Origin of the sequence: Alteromonas gracilis (genome assembly GCF_002993325.1) — a bacterium.
Lineage (GTDB): Bacteria > Pseudomonadota > Gammaproteobacteria > Enterobacterales > Alteromonadaceae > Alteromonas > Alteromonas gracilis.
This window is the reverse complement of the sequence record NZ_PVNO01000031.1, coordinates 133,880-154,068: the sequence shown is the minus strand read 5'-3', so window position 1 is coordinate 154,068 and position 20,189 is coordinate 133,880. Positions and strand designations below refer to the sequence as shown.

General features: G+C 45.8%; 19 protein-coding genes. 8 read left to right on the top strand and 11 right to left on the bottom strand.

The genetic code is table 11. From position 1 onward, the window contains the following. Positions 1-10: 10 nt before the first annotated feature. The 3 genes from C6Y39_RS17335 to C6Y39_RS17325 are packed head-to-tail and all read right to left on the bottom strand — an operon-like array spanning position 11 to position 3,526. On the bottom strand, positions 11-1,045 hold the full coding sequence (locus C6Y39_RS17335; protein WP_105932475.1) for a hydrolase: 1,035 nt from the start codon (positions 1,043-1,045) through the stop codon (positions 11-13). 17 nt (positions 1,046-1,062) lie between these two features. Further along, complete coding sequence (locus C6Y39_RS17330; protein WP_105932712.1) at positions 1,063-1,566, bottom strand: TIGR02444 family protein; 504 nt, start codon at positions 1,564-1,566, stop codon at positions 1,063-1,065. Beyond that, a complete protein-coding gene (locus tag C6Y39_RS17325; RefSeq protein WP_105932474.1) occupies positions 1,553-3,526 on the bottom strand; it encodes an ATP-binding cassette domain-containing protein in 1,974 nt (657 codons plus the stop codon). The genes C6Y39_RS17330 and C6Y39_RS17325 overlap by 14 nt, the downstream gene beginning before the upstream one ends. Positions 3,527-3,644: 118 nt before the next feature. Between C6Y39_RS17325 and C6Y39_RS17320 the strand changes: the two genes are divergently transcribed. Next, complete coding sequence (locus tag C6Y39_RS17320) at positions 3,645-3,851, top strand: YheV family putative zinc ribbon protein (RefSeq protein WP_105932473.1); 207 nt, start codon at positions 3,645-3,647, stop codon at positions 3,849-3,851. Positions 3,852-4,029: 178 nt separating this feature from the next. Further along, on the top strand, positions 4,030-5,130 hold the full coding sequence (locus C6Y39_RS17315; RefSeq protein ID WP_105932472.1) for a DUF748 domain-containing protein: 1,101 nt from the start codon (positions 4,030-4,032) through the stop codon (positions 5,128-5,130). A 64-nt stretch (positions 5,131-5,194) separates the two neighbouring features. Here C6Y39_RS17315 and C6Y39_RS18825 read toward each other — a convergent pair whose 3' ends face one another. The 3 genes from C6Y39_RS18825 to C6Y39_RS17305 form a co-directional block, all read right to left on the bottom strand. Further along, positions 5,195-5,353 carry a hypothetical protein gene (locus C6Y39_RS18825; protein ID WP_167390680.1) on the bottom strand — a complete coding sequence of 53 codons (159 nt, stop codon included), beginning with the start codon at positions 5,351-5,353 and terminating at the stop codon, positions 5,195-5,197. Between the two features lie 167 nt (positions 5,354-5,520). Next, positions 5,521-5,769 (bottom strand): SlyX family protein, encoded by a 249-nt coding sequence (locus C6Y39_RS17310; protein WP_105932471.1) that lies wholly within the window; start codon positions 5,767-5,769, stop codon positions 5,521-5,523. A gap of 9 nt (positions 5,770-5,778) precedes the next feature. Continuing rightward, positions 5,779-6,711, bottom strand: a complete 933-nt coding sequence (locus C6Y39_RS17305; RefSeq protein ID WP_105932711.1) for a WD40 repeat domain-containing protein — start codon at positions 6,709-6,711, stop codon at positions 5,779-5,781. A gap of 197 nt (positions 6,712-6,908) precedes the next feature. Between C6Y39_RS17305 and fkpA the strand changes: the two genes are divergently transcribed. Next, on the top strand, positions 6,909-7,694 hold the full coding sequence (gene fkpA / locus C6Y39_RS17300) for an FKBP-type peptidyl-prolyl cis-trans isomerase (protein WP_105932710.1): 786 nt from the start codon (positions 6,909-6,911) through the stop codon (positions 7,692-7,694). A 264-nt stretch (positions 7,695-7,958) separates the two neighbouring features. On the opposite strand, the gene C6Y39_RS17295 is transcribed toward fkpA, so the two are convergent. Continuing rightward, a complete protein-coding gene (locus tag C6Y39_RS17295; RefSeq protein WP_183043327.1) occupies positions 7,959-8,228 on the bottom strand; it encodes a hypothetical protein in 270 nt (89 codons plus the stop codon). 174 nt (positions 8,229-8,402) lie between these two features. On the opposite strand from C6Y39_RS17295, the gene greB reads away from it, so the two are divergent. The 3 genes from greB to C6Y39_RS17280 all read left to right on the top strand — a co-directional run bounded on the left by greB (position 8,403) and on the right by C6Y39_RS17280 (position 13,615). Continuing rightward, positions 8,403-8,888 carry a transcription elongation factor GreB gene (gene greB, locus C6Y39_RS17290; protein ID WP_105932470.1) on the top strand — a complete coding sequence of 162 codons (486 nt, stop codon included), beginning with the start codon at positions 8,403-8,405 and terminating at the stop codon, positions 8,886-8,888. A gap of 177 nt (positions 8,889-9,065) precedes the next feature. Continuing rightward, positions 9,066-11,435 (top strand): Tex family protein, encoded by a 2,370-nt coding sequence (locus C6Y39_RS17285; protein WP_105932469.1) that lies wholly within the window; start codon positions 9,066-9,068, stop codon positions 11,433-11,435. A gap of 401 nt (positions 11,436-11,836) precedes the next feature. Further along, a complete protein-coding gene (locus tag C6Y39_RS17280) occupies positions 11,837-13,615 on the top strand; it encodes a C1 family peptidase (RefSeq protein ID WP_105932468.1) in 1,779 nt (592 codons plus the stop codon). A gap of 25 nt (positions 13,616-13,640) precedes the next feature. Here C6Y39_RS17280 and C6Y39_RS17275 read toward each other — a convergent pair whose 3' ends face one another. The 3 genes from C6Y39_RS17275 to bioH all read right to left on the bottom strand — a co-directional run bounded on the left by C6Y39_RS17275 (position 13,641) and on the right by bioH (position 15,892). Further along, entirely contained in the window at positions 13,641-14,579 is a 939-nt protein-coding gene (locus C6Y39_RS17275; RefSeq protein WP_105932467.1) for a putative metalloprotease CJM1_0395 family protein, read from the bottom strand. A 14-nt stretch (positions 14,580-14,593) separates the two neighbouring features. Continuing rightward, positions 14,594-14,905: a hypothetical protein gene (locus C6Y39_RS17270; RefSeq protein WP_105932466.1), complete on the bottom strand. Its 312-nt coding sequence runs from the start codon at positions 14,903-14,905 to the stop codon at positions 14,594-14,596. A 177-nt stretch (positions 14,906-15,082) separates the two neighbouring features. Beyond that, positions 15,083-15,892: a pimeloyl-ACP methyl ester esterase BioH gene (gene bioH / locus C6Y39_RS17265; RefSeq protein WP_105932465.1), complete on the bottom strand. Its 810-nt coding sequence runs from the start codon at positions 15,890-15,892 to the stop codon at positions 15,083-15,085. Positions 15,893-15,990: 98 nt separating this feature from the next. On the opposite strand from bioH, the gene C6Y39_RS17260 reads away from it, so the two are divergent. Then, the gene (locus tag C6Y39_RS17260) at positions 15,991-16,704 is read left to right on the top strand and encodes a ComF family protein (protein ID WP_105932464.1); all 714 of its coding nucleotides are present in this window, start codon (positions 15,991-15,993) and stop codon (positions 16,702-16,704) included. An 84-nt stretch (positions 16,705-16,788) separates the two neighbouring features. Here the strand turns inward: C6Y39_RS17260 and C6Y39_RS17255 are convergent, their stop codons facing one another. Next, positions 16,789-19,446, bottom strand: coding sequence for a M14 family zinc carboxypeptidase (locus tag C6Y39_RS17255; RefSeq protein WP_105932463.1), 2,658 nt, complete (start codon positions 19,444-19,446; stop codon positions 16,789-16,791). 161 nt (positions 19,447-19,607) lie between these two features. On the opposite strand from C6Y39_RS17255, the gene nfuA reads away from it, so the two are divergent. Continuing rightward, positions 19,608-20,186, top strand: a complete 579-nt coding sequence (gene nfuA / locus C6Y39_RS17250) for a Fe-S biogenesis protein NfuA (RefSeq protein WP_105932462.1) — start codon at positions 19,608-19,610, stop codon at positions 20,184-20,186. The last annotated feature ends 3 nt before the right edge of the window (positions 20,187-20,189 follow it).

Sequence of the window (20,189 nt, the reverse complement as noted above, 5' to 3'; positions counted from 1 at the left end):
ACATCGCGATTTAGCGGCTTACATAACTACAGGTGGAATTAACGGGCAACGCTTCGCTGACAAAGCGTTTCACACGCTCGTGCAGCCACACTTTCGGGTTCAGTATTGAGCCTTGCATAAACCCTACATGTCCACCACGCTCGCTCAGCTCTACCGTTACATTGCGGGCAAGCTCTTCTTCTTTGGGCACAATTAGATGGTTCATGAACGGATCATCAATACTATGCAGTACTAACGTGGGACAGTGAATTGCACTTAAGAAATGATAAGCGCTACACTTTTCATAATAATCTTGGGCGTCAGCAAAACCGTGAAGGGGTGCCGTGATTTTTTCATCAAACTGGGTAAAGCTGTTAATATTATCTACATCACTTTTCGTTAGCTGAATCAGTTTACGATAGTCGATGTACTCCATCTTTTTGCGCAGTGTGTCTTTCATACTGGTAAGCAGATACTTCTGATATACCCTTGAAAAGCCCTGGTTAATAGACTTTGCACACTCGGAAAGCTTGAGCGGAGAAGATATAGCAACAGCGGCCTTCAGCCATTTTTGTGCTGGATGCTCACCGAGTAACTTCAGCAACATGTTTCCGCCAAGAGAAAAACCAATAGCCACTTTGGGTATCCGTGGGAATTTCTCGTGCAGCCACTCTAAGAAAAAGCTCGGGTCTTCCGTTTCACCACTGTGATACGCTCTTGCTTTAAGATTCGGTACGCCGCTGCAGCCACGATAGTGCATCATCACCACCTGCCACCCATTGACTGATAGCTGCGCCATCATATCGTTAGCGTAATGCGACCGTATACTGCCTTCGAGACCGTGAAACATAACAACGATCCCCGAGGTTTCTTGTGGCTTAGGCCCCCAAGCGACATCGACAAAATCATCGTCAGGTAGTGTTAATCGCTCCATGTGGTAAGACAAAGGTAAACGCTTTTGAATAAAGCGCGGCCAAATCGTCTGCACATGGCGGTTCTTGGCCCATCTAGGCACCTTAAAGCTACTTTTTATAATCTTTCCATGTGAAAGCGCTGATTTACTCATTCTATTTTCTTATTCTTTTACGATAATTCTTTAATCACAAGGCTGACAAGACGACGGGCTTCAGCATTATCGCGAAGACCATATGCATTGATAAACGCGGCCACAGACGCGTTAAATACCGATCCTGTTGTCAACTGGGCTTGCCCTAGATGAGCCACTGATTGTTCATTAAAAGCAGCTACGATATCGCGCTGCTGCTGGCGCTCAAGCTCAAGCTCTTCAGCTTTCAGCGCAGCGTAAACGGCCGGGTCTGCCCCCTTGTCAGGGTGAGCCGCTTTGCGTTTAGCTCTATGAACCTTAAGTTTTTCTTCAACGGAACTTGAGGCCTCTATTACTGCCTTAAGTTGAGGCAAGTTTATAATGAAGTTGTTCTCAAGACACCAGCCTACTAGCAGTAATACGTTTACATTAACGTTGTGATTGTCTTGCAGTAAGATTGCAAGTGGCGCCATATCTCCCTTGGTGTAGCGGGACACGCTGTAGTCCCAAAACACACCTGGTTCGAGATTAAGCGATTGCATTGTCATACTCTTCTCGCTTTAGCTCAATTTGTTCTTGGGCATCTAACCAAGCCATCTCTTCCTCTTCAAGCTGCTGCTTGAGTTGAGTTTGTTTGTCGAGCAAGGCTAAAAGCTCCGCTTTTTTATCATCGCTGTAAAGGGATGTATCGCTTAAAGACTGTTCGACTTCCGCAAGTGCTGCACTGTATTTTTCCATCGCTTTTTCGTGTTTCTCAATGGCTTTTTTAAGCGGCGCGACACTTTGCCTAAACTCGGCTTCACGACGTTTTTCTTCCTTACGGTCTACTTTACGTTCCGGCTTATTTTGTACGCCGTTTTCTTGCTGCGCTGCTTTTTTATCATCGCTGTTTGCACTTTTCGCTTCGCTGTTAGCTTTGGCTTTTTCTGCTGCTTGCTGCTTTAAAATCCAGTCTCGATAATCATCTAAATCACCTGTAAAGGGCTCTACTTCGCCGCTATCTACCAAGTAGAAATCTTCACACACCGATGAAAGCAAGAAGCGGTCATGCGATACCAGTACCATGGCACCCTCAAAACCCTGAAGGGCGATATTAAGTGCATGGCGCATTTCCAGGTCTAAATGGTTTGTAGGCTCATCCAGCAACAGCAAATTTGGCTTTTGATAAACAATTAATGCCAGCACAAGACGCGCTTTTTCACCGCCCGACATGGGTGCTACAGGGGCTAACGCTTCATCACCATTAAACCCAAAGCCGCCCAAATAGTCGCGTAATTGTTGCTCTGTTGCTTTTTCATCAATACGCTGCAAATGCAAAAGCGGCGTAGCATTCGCATCCAATGTTTCTAATTGATGCTGTGCAAAGTAACCAATTTTTAGACCCTTAGCAGTATTGAAAATACCTTGCTTAGGCGAGTGTACACCAGCAAGTAGTTTAATAAGCGTCGATTTACCTTGTCCATTGCGCCCTAGAAGCCCAATCCGGCTGCCTGGCACTAAGTTTAATTTCACTTGCTGCAGTACGATATGATCATCATACCCCAGCTGAATCTTTTCCATTTGCACGAGCGGATTGGGCAACGCAGTAGGTGGGGCGAAAGAGAAGCTAAAGGGGCTAGCCATATGCGCAGGCAATAAAGTTTCCATTTTTTCTAACTGCTTAATACGACTTTGCGCCTGCTTTGCTTTACTCGCCTTCGCTTTAAATCGCGTAATAAACGAATTCAAGTGTGCTACTTTTTGCTGCTGCTTTTCATACTCTAGGTTCTGCAAGCGAATACGCTCTGCACGCTGGGTCTCATAGGCTGAGTAGTTACCCGTATAAGTAATCAATTTTTGCTGCTCTACACTTATAATTTGAGCAACGGTGTTATCAATGAAAGCTTTGTCGTGAGATATCAACAGGAGAGTGCCAGCATAGCGTTGTAACCACTTCTCTAACCATATAACGGCGTCTAAATCTAAGTGGTTTGTTGGTTCATCCAGCAGCAGAAGGTCTGACGGGCAAAGTAGTGCCTGCGCTAGATTTAAGCGCATTCTCCACCCGCCGGAAAAGTCTGTCACAGGCGCACTCAACTGGGTATTGGTAAATCCCAGGCCTGACAAAATCGTCGCCGCTCGGGATTCAACATCGTACGCGCCAGCTTGCTCTAATTGACCGTGTATTTGGCCAATTTGAACGCCATCACCGCTTTTTTCAGCGGCCTCTAGGTTAGCCTGTAATGAACGTAAATGTTTGTCGCCATCAACAACATAGTCTATCGCAGTTCTGTTGGTAGCCGGTGTTTCCTGTGCCACACTCACAATACGCCAGTCACTCGGCACGCTGCAATCACCCGCATCTACGCTTAACTCATTGCGTAATAGCGCAAAAAGGGTGGATTTCCCGCAACCATTACTGCCAATAAGCGCCACTTTATGGCCCGGAAAAACCTGCGCAGACGCGTCTTCTAGCAGCATTTTACGACCGCGCAGTAACGATACGTTAGAAAGCTTAATCATGAGTAACCTGTGATGGAACAAACTAGGGCGCGTATAATATCAAAAACTTAAGGTAAAAGCTGATCAACGCATAGTATTTCACGGTATAATAACGACGAAATTTCTTAAAGGTGTATGTATGTCAAATCGTGTAAAACGCCGCTTTGTTGCTGGAGCAACCTGCCCAAAATGCCAAGAGCAAGACACTATTTCACTTTATTATGAAAATAATGTTGAAAAGTTAGAGTGCGTAGCGTGCGGCTACAACGAAGCCCAAACCGACGAGAAAGTGAGTGCTGCAACTCGCTCAAACGAAAATGTGATAGGTGTCTTTAAACCTCACTAGCGTTCTTACCTGTTATTCGGTAAATCTTACCTCTTAAACCTTCTTGCGTGCGCTATCAACGCGCCGCAGTAGCGTTATTATTTCCTTAATGGCACGCCAATAGGGCTTTTGCTACTTCTCATTCACCATCGGCACTTTGGGTATACTTTTTGTATCCACAGGTCACAAGGAGTGAATTATGAAGCAGGTAAAAAAACGTATTGGATATAGTTTAGCGGGGTTATTACTGGCACTTATCGCCGTTCGTTTATATCTACCTTACGCCGCAGCCAATTATATCAACACGACGCTAAGTCAGTCAGACAAGTACGACGGGCGTGTTGGTGATGTTGACCTTATGCTGTGGCGCGGTGCTTACAGTTTAAAATATGTGTTGCTTTACAAAGCAAACGGCGAAGTTGAAAGGCCCTTATTTAAAGCAGACTATGTGGAATTTACACTTTCTTGGTCACAGCTTATGAAAGGAGCAGCAGTCGGCCGGGTCGTCGTCAATGGGCCCGAGATCAATTTTGTAGATGGCAACACCAGTGAATCCAGTCAATCAGGAAAAGATGAAAATTGGCTGTCTATCGCCGACCAACTTTTCCCACTACGAATAGACAAGCTGGCTATTAACGACGGAAAAATTGCTTTTTATAATCCTGATACGTCGCCTGTTATTGATATCGCTCTTCACGATATTCAGCTTGAAATAAATAACTTGGTAAACAGCGATAATCTATCCGATACGCGAGTTGCTACCGCTAAAGCAACCGGTCAAACCGCCGAACAGGGCACTATTTCACTTGATGCTAAACTTAACCCGGCCACCAAAGCCCCTACTTTTGATATCGATATACAAGCAGATAACGTGGGCTTAGTTAATTTTAAAAACCTTCTCGATACGTATGCGCCCTTCGATTTAGAAGCAGGTACTCTTACCCTAGCGGCAGAAGTTGCTTCCAACGAGGGCAAGGTTAAAGGCTATATCAAACCTATATTACACAATGTGGAAGTGTTTTCTTGGAAAGGCGATATTGAGCGTGATGGCGACGGTTTAATTGAAGGCAGTATCGAAGCCCTATCAGCGTTTGTCACCGAGCTTTTTGAAAATCAAAGTGAAGATCAGGTCGCTACCCGTATTCCTATCGAAGGGGATTTATCTAGCCCAGACACAGAGACCTGGGCAGCGTTTACTGCCATCTTGAAAAACGCGTTTGTAAAAGCGTTTCAGGGAAATGTGGAAGAAAGTATAGAGCTTGAGCGATTAGAAAAGGTAGACAACACCGCTGAGGGGTAGCAAAAGCGGTGTTCTCGCGACACCCAGCCCTAAGGGAATAGGCTGGATGATGTAAATCAAACAGTCATATGGTGCAGCTATCACCGCAATCATTTGCACCATCGCGCATGCTTTCAATCTCTTGGCTTTCTTTTTTCTCTTTTTCAGCCTGCTTTTCGGCTACTGACTGTTCTAATGAATCAAAGTCGATGCTGTCAAATGCATCCATATCAAAATCGCTCATAACTAACTCTTTAAAATTTGTGAAAACAACTCCTTAAGCGGAGCCTTGTAAATGATAGACGCAGTGTAATGCACAATAGTAAATGGCCAAAATGAAGAGTTAGCCTAAGTCATAACGAGATAGACTAGCCCCTGCGTCTTTAATGCATTGAATACATTACCCCTTTATCAATAGTGCGGAGGCGGTGTTTCTTCCGACTGTTTGGCAATATTAGAAGGTTCTATGGATCTAATACGGTCAATCACATGACGTACTTTAAAGGTTAATTCATCTAGCTGCTTTTGTTGCGAGGACAATGCATCGTTTAACGCTTCTATTGTATGCTCTTGAAACGCAAGTTTGGTTTGCAGCTCTTCAATGTACCCATTGGCACTGTCAATTTGCTGCTGTAACTGTTCAGCACTTTTGTCTGTCATGAATATTCTCTATCTCTCTCGCTGCCATTCTTCGGCGAGACCACTACTGCTAATAGACACTATATTATCATTGGGGAGGAAGGCGACGCCATACACAACTGCGGTAGGTGGCGAAATAGACTCTCTAGAGGCAACTTGGATTGACTGAATTTGCTCTCCACTTTTCAAATCCCACAAATAGACTTTTCTCGCGGGAGAGCCAGTAAGTAGGTAACGACCGTCTTTTGAAAATTCAACGTCTGTAAATATTTTTTGCCGAGAAGCAAATTTAAGGGCCGTCACTGGCTGCCCTGTTTGTACGTCCCATACTTGGGATTTACTTTGACTGTCTGCGGTAAACGCGTACCGCCCTTCATCATCTAGCGCTACTTTAGTGACGCGGGTTGGGTGAGTAAACGTATGAATTATCTGGCCCGTGTCGGTATTCCATAAGTATGCAATATAGTCATTGCCGCCAGTAAGGGCGTACTTTCCATTAGGAGAAATATCGATTGAATTGACTTTTTCTTGATGCCCAAAGAATTCTAGGCGTCGGGAAGTGCGAGGTTCGAAATACATAACCTTACCATTTGAACGGGCTACTAATATCCCGTTGCCATTGTTAGTCACAGCAACATCTCGAATAGACGCTTCATCGATACGCCAGAAGCCTTCGGGCTCTCCTGTCTCTAGGCTCCATAGGGCAAAAGCCTCTCTATCGGCAGTAACGACATACCGTTTATCTGCGCTTATGTGAACCGACATAACTAAGTTATTGCCTTCCCCTTGATGACTCCAATGAAACAAGGGTTCGCTTTGTCCTATTCGCCATACATTGACGCCGTTATTTACTCCGGAAACCACGGCCAAGGTGCCGTCCGTAGAAATATCGGCAGCATAAGCACCTTCTTCTACATGACGCCACTGCTGTATTGGCGTAGTATCAGGGACAGAACATCCCATGGAATTGCCAATAAGTACGATGAGTAACACTATTCTCTGGAACATTTGAGGCCTAAACATAATCAAATGGGTTTCGCTTTGTAAACGCTAGGTTTAACATAGCATGGATCACGCATCTTTAACTATCGTGCACACTGCCTTAGATGCAGCAGTATAGACATAGACGCATGATGATAATAATTAATGGAGACGTTTTTATGCAGAAGTCGCTCGTTGCCTTATCTACTATCGCTGCGCTAGGCCTTTTCGCTTGCCAGCCAAATACATCTGATGAGGCCGCTTCTACTAGCGCTGATAGTGCAAAAACCACTGCTGTTTCAGCAGAAGAAATGACAGATACACAAAAGCAAGCCTATGCAATGGGCGCAAGCATGGGTTTATTTGTTAGCAACCGTGCGGAGCAGCAAGAACAGCTAGGTTTAACATTAGACCAAGATGCGCTGCAACAAGGCTTTAAAGACGGCCTTAACGACACCCTTAAGTTTACGCCAGAGCAAATTCAGCAAATCGCTCAACAAGGCGAAGAAGTACTTCGAGCTAAGCAGCAAGAAATGGCTGCGCAAGCCGCTGAGAAAAACATTGAAGCAGGCCTAGCTTACCTAGAAGAAAACGGTAAGAAGGAAGGCGTAGTGACTACAGAGTCTGGTCTTCAGTACGAAGTACTTGAAGAAGGCGAAGGCGCAAGCCCAGAAGCGACAGACATGGTAAAAGTTCACTACCGTGGTACTTTGCTCGACGGTACAGAGTTCGACTCTTCATACAAGCGTGGCGAACCTGCTGAATTCCCACTTAACCGTGTTATAGCTGGTTGGACCGAAGGCGTGCAGTTGATGAAAGAAGGCGCGAAATATCGCTTCCACATTCCATCTGAACTTGCCTACGGTCAGCGCTCTACTGGCGCTATCACTCCTAACTCAACGCTAATCTTTGATGTTGAGCTATTAGAAGTAGTTAAACCTGAAGCAGAAGCACCAGCGGAATAAGCAACCGCTTTAGAAAAGAGAAAGCCGACGCATAGCGTCGGCTTTTTTGTTTTAGTGAGTCAGCGTGATCCTTGCTTACCTTTTCCCTACGAGCCAGTGGATTTTCACCACGCGCGTACCCAAATAGTAAAGTGGGTTATTCAATATGCTTGGTGCCTCGAATTACACCAGTAAGTTTAGTCTAAAATGCCATTTATTCACGGCCAAACTGCAATTTTCTTGTAACAAATTCGACTTAAAAATCACAGCTTACAACTAAAGGTTTTAACGCTGAGGAGCACGCCGCCTTTCGGTGTGCACTTTAAATGTGGCAAAGTGGTTTAACAAAGACTGCCCCACTTTATACATAGTACAGCCCAGAATTAGGTATAACACGGTTCTCAAGCTGTTTAAACGAACAACAATATCGAGTAACGCATACAGCAACAACAGCGCGCCGCTTAAAAACAGCATAAAACCAATGATAGTACCGCTAATTTGAAGAGGTTCTTTTCCCGACCTTCGGCGGTACAACACAGGTGTCTCATTGCGCATTCGCTTCCCCTACAGGTTTGACATTTATTTATACTGTGACATTCGTGAAAAGGTTTATGTTCAATAATTATTCAAACTACCCATTTTGTCACTTTTTCCGACAGCCAAAGATTGCGTTTTACCGCATTACCCACATAAAGTAGGGGTAACTAGCAGGGATACGTAAAGAACATTGTGAAAACACCGCTTATCACTCGAAAGGGCTACTTAAAGCTTAAACAAGAATTAGACTTCTTGTGGCGTGAAGAAAGGCCAGAAATTACTCGCAAAGTGACGTGGGCTGCAAGCCTCGGGGACAGAAGCGAGAATGCCGATTACCAGTACAACAAAAAGAAACTGCGTGAAATTGACCGCCGCGTTCGCTACCTTCGCAAATGCTTGGAAAACCTTAAAGTTGTGGACTACGATCCGCAGCAAGAAGGGAAAGTTTTCTTTGGTGCGTGGGTTGAAATTGAGAATGAGGCAGGAAAAGTAATGGAGCTTCGGTTAGTCGGTTATGATGAAATATTTGGCCGCAAAGACTACATTTCTATCGATTCTCCTATGGCCCGCGCGCTTCTTGGAAAAGAAGAAGACGATGAGTTTACTGTTAAAACAGAAGCGGGAGTAAAAGAATGGTGGATCAATCGAATTTGGTACGATGCAACAGACAAACTCTAACCAATGACAAACGCCACTTGTTTACCCTTTAAACATCAATGATCAGACGACTTCCCATACACGGCGGTGATATACTCACCGCTCCTATTTTCACTACCGACGCTGTGTATATAAGCCTTTCACACACCGTTTATTCGCCAGCGCCTTGCGCGAATTTTTAGTATCTTAGAGCGACTTATGATTATCAATAAAATTGCAGATGAACTTAGCGTTCAACCTTCGCAAGTAACCGCCGCCGTAAAACTTCTTGATGAAGGGGCTACCGTACCGTTTATTGCTCGCTACAGAAAAGAAGTGACTCAAGGTCTTGATGACACGCAGCTTCGTACGCTCGAACAACGCTTAACCTATTTACGTGAGTTGGAAGAGCGCCGCGACGTCATTCTTAAATCGATTGAAGAACAAGGCAAGCTCACCGATGAGCTGAAAAAAAGTATTGGCAGTGCAGACAGTAAAACGACGCTTGAAGATTTGTACTTACCTTACAAGCCTCGTCGACGCACAAAAGGTCAAATAGCGATAGAAGCCGGTCTAGAGCCTCTTGCAGATGCGTTATTTAACGACCCAAACACTGATGCTGAAAGTGCAGCAAGTGAATACGTAAATGCTGACGGTGGTATCGCAGATACCAAAGCAGCACTGGAAGGCGCTCGCTACATCCTAATGGAACGGTTTGCAGAAGACGCCTCACTGCTAGCAAAAGTACGTCATTATCTTATCGAAAACGCACATGTGAAAAGTACGGTTGCACCAGGTAAAGAACAGGAAGCTGCGAAATATAAAGACTACTTCGAGCACAGTGAGAAATATAAAACGGTACCTTCTCACCGCGCTCTTGCCATGTTCAGGGGCCGTAATGAAGGTATGCTTCACATTCAGTTGGATGCCGACCCCCAGTCAGAAGAAAAAGGCCCGTCGCACTGCGAACACATTATTGCGAGCCACTACGATATTATGCACCGCGGTCGTGGTGCAGACGACTTCCTCGCTCAGGTAGTACAGTGGACCTGGAAAATAAAGATTGGTTTACACATGGAAACAGAACTATTCAGCGCACTTAGAGAGCGCGCTGAAGAAGAAGCTATTGAAGTGTTTGCCAAAAATCTGAACGACCTGCTAATGGCAGCGCCTGCAGGTGCAAAAACCACTATGGGTCTCGATCCGGGTTTGAGAACCGGCGTTAAAGTGGCTGTGGTAGACAGCACAGGTAAGGTAGTCGCAACCAATACCATATTCCCACACGCGCCACAAAATCAGTGGGATAAGTCTATTCGTACGCTTACCACATTGTGTAAGCAGTACAAAGTCGATTTAATCAGCATTGGCAACGGTACAGGCTCTCGCGAAACCGACAAACTGGTTGGCGAAATGCTTAAAAACAACAGCGAGTTGACCGCACAGAAAATTATGGTTAGCGAAGCGGGCGCATCGGTATATTCTGCTTCTGAGCTTGCTTCAAAAGAATTGCCTGATCTAGACGTGTCCATTCGTGGGGCCGTTTCAATTGCGCGACGTCTGCAAGACCCGCTTGCAGAGCTGGTTAAGATTGAGCCTAAAGCCATCGGTGTAGGTCAATATCAGCACGATGTTAGCCAAAGTCAGTTGGGCAAATCCCTTGACCGTGTTATCGAAGACTGTGTGAACGCGGTGGGTGTTGATTTAAATACCGCATCGCCAGCACTGTTAAGCTATGTGTCAGGCCTTAACAAGACATTAGCCCACAATATTGTTAATTTCAGAGATACCAACGGTGCGTTCCCAGACCGCAAAGCACTATTGAAAGTAGAGCGCTTGGGTCCAAAAGCTTTTGAGCAAGCGGCAGGCTTCCTTCGCATTGTAAACGGCTCAAACCCACTTGATGCCTCGGCAGTTCACCCTGAAGCATACCCAGTAGTAGATAGAATTGTAGATACCACAGCTGTTGCGGTAAACGACATCATCGGCAACACAGAGTTACTGAAAAGCCTGTCGCCAGAAACCTTTACCAACGATGCATTCGGTTTACCCACCGTGAAAGACATTCTAAAAGAGCTGGATAAACCAGGGCGTGATCCTCGCCCAGAGTTTAAAACTGCCGCGTTTAAAGAAGGCGTTGAAACCATAAACGACCTCAAGCCGGGTATGATCTTAGAAGGTGTGGTCAGCAATGTGGCTAACTTTGGTGCATTTGTTGACGTGGGCGTGCATCAAGATGGACTCGTGCATATTTCCGCACTGACTAACAAGTTTATCTCAGACCCTCGCGAGGTGGTTAAAGCGGGCGATATCGTTAAAGTAAAGGTGCTTGAAGTAGATGTACCGCGCAAGCGTATATCCTTCACTATGCGTTTAGACGATACGCCATCGCAAGGCCACAATGCTGGAGGCAAATCAGGTTCAGGTAAAGGGGCTAATAACCAAGGTGCAGGCAAAGCGCAGCACAAAGCGTCTAGCCGTTCCAACGCCAACCCACGTTCAAATCAAGGTGGCGGCAACCGCAATAGCCAGCCACAGAACAGCGCCATGGGTAATGCTTTTGCCGATGCGTTTGCTAAAGCGAAAAAATAAACGTTAGCAGTTTATCGATTGCTTATCCTATCTTATAAAGGGCCTGTCAATTAGACAGGCCCTTTTTTTCACACTTCCATTTGACGGCTCGTTTTTGCTACATTAGTTCTGAGGAGTAGCTCATTTCAAAATGAAGAGTGCCAAATTAAAAACCGAAACAGTGAAAAGGTATTGGTCATACCGAAACGAAAGTTTGTTTGTTGTTCTTGTTTAGCGAGTCAGTTGATGTTTATGAAATTTCGTAACGTTTAACGAACGTAATGTCGCTCTTTTGACCCCAATCTTTTTCAAGGCAGCACTTTCGGACGACTAAAGTGAACTGGAGCCATTGACCTTTGGTGTACGAATTTTTATCTAATCGTACACCAAAGGGTCATCGGCCCTAATCAAAGGATGATGTTATGAATTTACCTGTTTCAAAAGACATGTTGAATGTCAGCGCCGACTACCCCGACCTTCGGGACCGTTATTACCAACCAAACCTCACTCCACTTAAGCCTTTTATCGACCCACCTGGTAACCTGGTCATTTTGGACCAAGGTAAAGATGGTGCCTGTACGGGCTTTGCGTTGGCGGCAACCATTAACTTCATTTATCGTCAGCAGGGCCGAAAACAAACTGTCAGCCCGTGGATGCTTTATGCTATGGCCAAGCGTCACGATGAATGGTTGGGCGAAGCCTACGAGGGTTCGAGTTGCCGAGGAGCAATTAAAGGCTGGTACAACAGTGGCGTATGTAACTACTCACTAACACAAGATATAGAGCATAGTAATGAATTCGAAATGACCCTTGCCATTGCTAATAACGCTAGCAATCACAGACTAGGGGCCTACTACCGTATTGAACGGGAAATTAGTGATTTTCATGCAGCACTTAACGAAGTGGGCGTTATCTTTGTGTCTGCCAGAATCCACGAAGGCTGGAAAGACAGTGAAGGGGACAAAATAAACTTAAGACCTGAACCCATAGGGGGCCATGCGTTCGCCATTGTCGGCTACAACGACGAAGGCTTTTGGATCCAAAACTCGTGGGGTACGGATTGGAAAAAATCAGGGCTGGCCCTCTGGCGCTACGATGACTGGGCATTAAATGTTATGGATGCCTGGGTCGTCCAGCTTGCGCTGCCTATCTCAGGTACCGGTACCTACCATCAAGCGACACGCTCTATTGCACAAGGGCTATTCAGCCGTTCGACGCCGCGCGTGAGTATTCAAGATCACTTTGTTCATTTCGACGACGGGCACTTTGATACAAGAAGCAAATATTGGAGCAACAAAAACCACGTAGATACCGTTATTGAGAAACTATCTGATAGTAACCATCGCCATGTGATGCTGTATGCTCACGGCGGCTTAAATAGCATAAAAGCCTCGGCTAAGCGCATCGCCGCAATGAAAGATACGTTTCTAAAAAACGATGTTTTCCCTATTCACTTCATGTATGACACTGGCATGCTAGAAGAGTTAAAGGATATTTTAGGTTTCAAAAATAAAGAGATTAGCAATAAAGTAGGCGCCTTCACCGACTATACAGACAGAATTCTGGAATGGGCAACACGTAAAGTAGGCGGCGCATTGTGGCGTGAAATGAAATCGGATGCGTGCACGCCTTTTACCCGTACCACGTCAGATGGTACATACTTTCTCACGCAGTTAGCCGCCTATTTGAGAGATAACCCGGATATTCAGCTACACGTTGTGGGTCATTCAGCTGGCTCTATCTTTCATGCGCACAGCCTATCAAGGCTGTTTAAAATTGATGAAAATATAAAAGTTAAAAGCCTTCATTTACTGGCACCCGCCATTAGCACTCCCTTATTTAGTGAAAAGCTCTCTGCTCTTATAGAGGGAAAAAGTATTGAGTCGACCACAATTTACAATTTATCTGAAGCGTTGGAAAAGGATGATCACGTGGCGCGCATTTACCAAAAATCGCTGCTTTATTTAGTCTCAAACGCATTTGAATCTAAACCGGAGATGCCGCTGTTAGGTATGGCCGTTTTTAATCAGCCAATTGATAACGTGACGTTTAAATATAGCGAAGGGAAAGAAGGCGATGCTACGGCTGCAACATCTCATGGCGGGTTCGACAGCGATGTAGACACCATGAACTCGGTGCTTTCAGACATTACGGGCGATTCACCTAAGTACCCCTTTACAAAGGCGATACTTGACTATTAAAGCCAGCTAAAAACATTACAGGCCTTTACGCTTGAAGCGATAAGCCTTCTCTTGATGGCGTATAGGCTTGTAAATAAGCGCTTTGAATTCGGCCAATTCGCGCCTGCATAAAATCAGATTCGTTGGCCCCAAGCCCCTGTGAAGTTGTAGTGTCTGAGAACCTAGACTGGGCCTCTAGCACCGCGTCACCAACGGCACCTGGGCTCGCTTCTGGCTGTGCGATCGTTCCATTGCCCGAAACGTTATTAGCACTCTCAGTAGAAACACCTTCTACTGAAATCTGCTCGGTAGAAAAACCTTCAGCCTGACCTTTTGCAATTTCGCTTCGAGCTTCGGTGGCCTTCTGAGAGGCTTCAGCAGCTACCTTTAAATCTTGTGAGGATGGTTCCGCTGGCGCGAGCGCGGCTGCGCGCACTTGTTCCATTTTTTTCAGCGTTTCTTCAGGTGTTTTTTCTTTTGAAACATCGATGGATACCTGACCATCGGTGACGTAACGCCTATTATCAGGGCCCGTAGTGTACTCATACTGAGGTGCACCAGCGTATTGCCCCCCTGTTGCCGCATGCGCTTGCTCGTGAACTCTTACTTCCTGATCCCGGGCTTTTAACTGTTCAATCTCAGCGGCGTCTTGTTTTTCTTGCTGCTCTTGTTGCTTATCTTGCGCGTCCTGTTTGCCTGCACTCTCATCCTGCGCGTTGTCTTTTTCTTGACCAAACACGTTTTGAAAAGCAGCTTGAAGCTCAGTTTGTACCTGAGGACGTTCATAAGTAACTGGTGCTGGCGGCTGCCCCGGGGCTTTAGCCTTATCGGTTTCAGACCCTAAGCCTTTCTGAGAGGCACCCTGTTGTGAATCTGAGGTTTGGGGAATAGTTTCCCGCTGCACGTTATCTCTGCGCGCAGATTCTGTATTTATATTTGCAGTAGGGTATGCAATGGCGTTTAGAATTGGTGTGACGATGTTCACTGCGACTTCTCCGCCTACGCCAGCACGTCAATAATAGTGCCGAGCATCTCGTCGGCAACACCGAGCACTTTGGCGGAAGCCTGTGCATTGCGCTCGCTTACATTAAGCGCAATTAAATCGTCAGTTAAACGTGAGGTGGAAGATGTTGAATTAGGTGTCGCGTTATTTATGTCAGTGTTAGCTGCGATAGGTTGAGCGGGCACAACCGCATCCTCAGCGGTACGCTGAGCAATATTCGATGCCGCTTGCGAAATGCCATCGCTTGCACTTTGTAAACCATATTGGGCGGCTGCAAACGCAGAGCCTACACCATCAATGCCTGTCATACACTACCCCTAACCTCTCATGTGCAATTATTGACCAATTTTGCGTAAATGAAAAGTCGTGTATTACTTCCCGGCAGTAACTACTTGTAAGCAGTCGATTTTTAATGACGGGGGATGCTGATAAAAAGCTTCAAACCAAAGGTAAACATTGGATTGAAGCTTTATTAAAAGAAAAGGTTAAGACGCTTTTCGCTGATAAACACCGGCGGCGAAACGAAAAAGAATGTCGGCAGTTTGCTGAGGGTGGGAAATAAACGGAGCATGCGACGCATGAGGCAAAACAACCGTATCAGCCTGAGGGTGTAGCTCGCAAATTCTATCGATACCACTAGTTGGTACAAGACTATCTAATCGGCCATACAGTCGTAAAGTTGGTGTGGTTATCCGCCCGACTTCTTGACGCATGTCTTCAGTCGACAATATACGTAAGCCTTTCTTGAGCGCTTCTTCAGCAGGGTCTGGGAATTGGGTAACCTGCTCTCTAATTGCTTTAATATCTTGCTTGGCCGTTTCACTCCCCATGGCTTGAATTGCTAAAAAACGCTCCAGTGTCTTTTGGTAATTCTTTTCAAGCTGGGACTCGAACATAGTAAGTAAATCGGCAGCTATACCCGGCCAACAGGGCCCCGCAATAAAACGAGGTGTTGAAGCAATGGTCACCAGCCCAGTAAGTTTTTCTGGGACCAAAAGCGCTAATTTCTGTGCTACCAAACCGCCTAACGACCACCCAACTAATACACATTGGTCGGGCAATGAATCAACTATAGATTGAGCAAGGGTTTCAACGTTATAAGGTGAAGGAATAATCTCAGCGTTTTCTCCAAACCCGGGAAGATCAATGGTAGTAACGCGAAAATTATCGCTAAGGTAAGGAATGAAAGATGTGAACGCCCCGCTGTTCATCCCCCATCCATGAAGAAATACCACATCTACGCCTGTACCTTGAGTACGGGTGACAAGCTCGCCGTTTGTATGCAACATTTCCATTTACACCTCCTTAGGCAGTGACGTGTTTTTGAGGCAACACGAAATGATGAAAATAGGTCAACGTTCGACAATTCAAGGAAGTTGATGGAATCAACATTATGAACCTTTCATGTTTACTATGTTATCAGGCAAGTCCTACGCCAGTATGTCACTGGTGTGAAGATGACATGTTTTTTTTCGATGCCACTTTGCATGGAAGTAATCTACTCCAATACGGACCGGTAGCAGGCCACGTCAAGCATAGCCACTATGATGCGTTGAGTGTATTAGGGCTTCATACTTGGCCCATGTCATCGCTGGTTCACCAGTTGAAGTTTACGCATTCCCTTACAGCAGGAAAAGTATTAAGTAACTGGTTTGTCCATAAAAAGCGACAGTGCACGTTATCAGTGCCCGATTTACTGCTTCCGGTGCCAATTAGTGCATGGCGTCTTGCAACGCGACACTATAATCAGGCGACCCTACTTTGTGAAAGCACAAGTCGTGAGCTAAACATACCGGTTAATCAAACATGGGCTAGACGAAAAGGCTTTAGCGTGCAGCACCATTTATCCAAAGCAGCCAGAGCGGAAAACGCAAACCGTGCATTTACCTTAACGAAACGGTGTATTGATGAACAGATAGCAGCAGTGGAAAGTAAAGCAGATGGAGGCGGGTTCACCGTCGCGATAGTTGATGATGTTCTTACCACCGGCGTGACCGTAAATACCCTGAGCAAAAGGCTTAAGCAGCGCTACCCCAATATAAGCATTCAAGTATGGGTAGCGGCGTTTACTCCGCCCCCTAAAAGCAGCCTCTATCAGACAGCCTGAGGTTAACAGGGTGTCGGCCTTGGAAAACGCAATGGCGAGACCTAGTTTCAAAAGCGCGGCATTCACCGCGCTCTTAAAACGGCTTTAGCGAATAAAGTGCGACTGATAAATCGCATTGGCCAGCATCTTGTTGGTACCGTACCAATACCCTCTAAACTGCGTATTGTCGGTAAAGCCAATGACCACACCACGCCCCATTTTTTGTGTAGTTACAGCGGTTGATTCCGCCATTAGCACTACCATTGCATTATCACTAAACCCAGCTATCAAAGGCTCGTCGGTGTAACGCGCTGGCGTCACAAAAGGTGAACTACTCGCTTCTATTATCATATTGTTAGTTTTAAACATGGGCAACGTGTCATCGTCATACCCGTAAAACAGTGGATGAGAATTATCGATGTTCGCTTCAAATACTGCACCTGCCACGAGCTTTCTGGCGTATAACGATGCGCCGTCTTTGTAACTTAATTCGCTTTCATCGAAAGCGTTATCAATACTTTCTCGGCTAACTACTTCTACATCTAACCATTTATGCTGAGCAAAATAGCGCAGCGCGGATTTCTGACCGACAATCACGCCACCCGCTTTCACCCACTCTTCAATTTGTGCTCTCTCGCTCTCCGTAAAACGATAGCTACCGCTTGGAAATAGTAGATGAGTGTAAGTTGCGCTTGGATCACTGAGCGCCCTTGTCAGGTGTTGTTGCTCAACGATACTAGGCGCTAGGCCTACCTTTGTGTCGAAGTAATGCCACATTTCACCGGCTTCGTATTCGCTGGTACCGTCACCGCCTACGATCAACACTTGCGGCAACGCCACTGGTGCCATGCTTCGGCTGCCTAAGTCATTTCCTGTGGGAGTTAACCCACTGCGTAAACTAAACACAGGTACCTGAAGTTGCAGTTGCGCTTCACGCAAAATGGACGCTAAGTTTTCAGGCTGACCCAAGCCTTTCGGTACAACAATACTGCCTGGCTGAAGCTCAACGTTTTTCCCGTCATATTTAATGGCAGAGAACGCTTCTTCACTGCTTCGCACTTTTACACCTGCTTCCAATAAGGTTTGCAGCATGGCTGGGGCATAATAATGCTGCCAAGAGAATGCGTAAGCATAAGCGTCAGGATGAATATCATTAGGTGCTGCTTGGGCTAATGCGGTGTCGTCACTTAACTCAAGGCTTCGCACATCGCTCTTGTCTAAAGGCGCGTAGTCTAAATTGAAGGCGAGCGCTAAATTCCACGTTGAAACATCGTAAAACGTGTTGTTTTCGAACGACGTTTGGGTAGAAAAAATAGATTTAACTAAGCGGTATTGAGACTGGCCAGTAGGAATATATATCGCTTTTCCTGCACCGTAACGAACTTTGTCTGCCTCAAAGTTTTTTGTTAATACTTTATATTCAATGTGATGTTGTTCTAGTAGCGCGATAAAAGCATTAAAGCGAGCAGTATCATTCGATGCACTTACAACAAACCCAGCTTGTGCATCTTGCTTAGCTAACGACTGCGTGCTCTTAACAAAACCCGATTGGTAGTCAAGAATTGCAGCCTTATTTGCAAGTGCGCCTTTGAAAGTGCTTAGCGAGGTAGTGATTTGGTTCGCTATGGTATCTTTAAACGCCAGCTTGCCATTGATAGAGTCCTGCAGGTGACCTCGTGAACTGGCTTGCTCAAACAAAATACCTATGCTGCCGTGTAAATCTGGATATGTAGACCCTTTTCCTGCATAGAAGTCGTCAAATGCTTCTTGGGTGAAATATAGCTCGCCTTGTTCATCGAACGCAGCAGCATGATATTGCGCCAGTGCCTCAGTAAGGGTGACGTTCTCGTCCGGCGTTAGCGGATTTTTACGCGAGCGTACGCCAGGCTGAAAAAAATAGGTGCTGTCTGTGCCCATTTCGTGAAAATCGGTCAGTACATGCGGGCGCCACTTGTGAAACTGTTTAATGCGCGCTTGGGATTCTGGGTGCGCCAGTAATAGCCAATCGCGATTCAAATCGAACCAATAATGATTTGTGCGGCCCGAAGGCCACCCCTCATCATGTTCACGGTGACGACTGTCAGAAACCAGCTGCTTACCCTTGTGCATGTTAGCCCATTGAGCAAAACGGGAAAGTCCATCAGGGTTGAAAGACGGATCAAATAGCACAATATTATTGCTTAACAAGGCATCAATTTCTTCACCTTCGGCGGCGGCTAAATAGTAAGCCAGCGCTAGGGAAGCATTGGTACCAGAAGGCTCGTTACCGTGGATACTGTAGCCCATGTAAAATATCAGGGGAGCATCGCTACCGACTTTTTTACCGCTTTCCATGGCATCAATGTGTTGCTGTCTCATAGCTTCAATATTGTTTCTATTTGACGGCGCGGTGATCGTCATCAGCAAAAGCGGACGATTTTCATGAGTGCGACCGGTTTCTTCAATGGAGATGCGGTCAGAGATTTCGGCAAGTAGCTTCATGTAATTCACAACTTGATCATGTCTTACATGCCATTCACCAATGTTAGCGCCAAGAACAGATTCAGGCGTTGGAATAGCCGGATTATAGGTTACGGTATCAGGTAAGTATGCTGTCACCGGCCGACCGCCTACATCAGGTGCAATAGTAACAGCTGATGCTAACGCTGGCTGGGCCACTGCTTGGTGACTGGTAGTTGCTCCGAATGTAATAGTACCTAGGGCAAATATTGAAGCGAGTGATAATGGGTGGTTTCTGGCGGAGTTTTGCAATTTCGCTAACATAGCGCTTCCCGTCTTGTTGTTATGGTTGAGAACACGTTGCGCTTTGCAACGTTCCCAACAAATTCGATTTACTGGAATAATTTATTTAATTAATACCTGACTGTTTTACTCAGGTAAATTTGATACAATAATCCAAATTTCAAAATATGTAGGACTTGCTGATGATAACTATATCAGAAGAAGCCCAGGCTCACTTCGTAAAACTGTTGAGTAAACAAGAGTCTGGCACGAATATTCGTGTATTCGTCGTAAACCCAGGCACTTCATCGGCAGAGTGTGGCGTGTCCTATTGCCCGCCAGACGCTGTTGAAGAGACGGACACCCGTTTGCCGTTTAATGGATTTGATGCCGTAGTCGATGAAGAAAGCGCGCCGTATCTAGATGAAGCAGAAATTGACTACGTTACCGATCAAATGGGCTCTCAGCTAACGCTTAAAGCGCCTAACGCAAAAGCGCGTAAAGTAGCAGACGATGCACCGTTGATTGAAAGAATTAACTATATGATTGAGTCGGAAATCAATCCACAGCTAGCAAGCCATGGAGGCAACGTTGTGCTTACTGAACTAACCGAAGATGGTTACGCCATACTGCAATTTGGTGGCGGCTGTAACGGCTGTTCAATGGTAGACGTAACGCTTAAAGAAGGCATTGAAAAGCAAATGGTTGAACAGTTTGCTGGCGAGCTCAAGGGCGTGCGCGATGCAACTGAACACCAAGCTGGCGAGCATTCATACTACTAAGTA

Coding starts and splice junctions, on each gene's coding strand:
- C6Y39_RS17335 (WP_105932475.1), bottom strand. CDS start 1,045: ATGAGTAAATCAGCGCTTTCACATGGAAAGATTATAAAAAGTAGCTTT.
- C6Y39_RS17330 (WP_105932712.1), bottom strand. CDS start 1,566: ATGCAATCGCTTAATCTCGAACCAGGTGTGTTTTGGGACTACAGCGTG.
- C6Y39_RS17325 (WP_105932474.1), bottom strand. CDS start 3,526: ATGATTAAGCTTTCTAACGTATCGTTACTGCGCGGTCGTAAAATGCTG.
- C6Y39_RS17320 (WP_105932473.1), top strand. CDS start 3,645: ATGTCAAATCGTGTAAAACGCCGCTTTGTTGCTGGAGCAACCTGCCCA.
- C6Y39_RS17315 (WP_105932472.1), top strand. CDS start 4,030: ATGAAGCAGGTAAAAAAACGTATTGGATATAGTTTAGCGGGGTTATTA.
- C6Y39_RS18825 (WP_167390680.1), bottom strand. CDS start 5,353: ATGAGCGATTTTGATATGGATGCATTTGACAGCATCGACTTTGATTCA.
- C6Y39_RS17310 (WP_105932471.1), bottom strand. CDS start 5,769: ATGACAGACAAAAGTGCTGAACAGTTACAGCAGCAAATTGACAGTGCC.
- C6Y39_RS17305 (WP_105932711.1), bottom strand. CDS start 6,711: ATGGGATGTTCTGTCCCTGATACTACGCCAATACAGCAGTGGCGTCAT.
- fkpA (WP_105932710.1), top strand. CDS start 6,909: ATGCAGAAGTCGCTCGTTGCCTTATCTACTATCGCTGCGCTAGGCCTT.
- C6Y39_RS17295 (WP_183043327.1), bottom strand. CDS start 8,228: ATGCGCAATGAGACACCTGTGTTGTACCGCCGAAGGTCGGGAAAAGAA.
- C6Y39_RS17285 (WP_105932469.1), top strand. CDS start 9,066: ATGATTATCAATAAAATTGCAGATGAACTTAGCGTTCAACCTTCGCAA.
- C6Y39_RS17280 (WP_105932468.1), top strand. CDS start 11,837: ATGAATTTACCTGTTTCAAAAGACATGTTGAATGTCAGCGCCGACTAC.
- C6Y39_RS17270 (WP_105932466.1), bottom strand. CDS start 14,905: ATGACAGGCATTGATGGTGTAGGCTCTGCGTTTGCAGCCGCCCAATAT.
- bioH (WP_105932465.1), bottom strand. CDS start 15,892: ATGGAAATGTTGCATACAAACGGCGAGCTTGTCACCCGTACTCAAGGT.
- C6Y39_RS17260 (WP_105932464.1), top strand. CDS start 15,991: ATGAACCTTTCATGTTTACTATGTTATCAGGCAAGTCCTACGCCAGTA.
- C6Y39_RS17255 (WP_105932463.1), bottom strand. CDS start 19,446: ATGTTAGCGAAATTGCAAAACTCCGCCAGAAACCACCCATTATCACTC.
- nfuA (WP_105932462.1), top strand. CDS start 19,608: ATGATAACTATATCAGAAGAAGCCCAGGCTCACTTCGTAAAACTGTTG.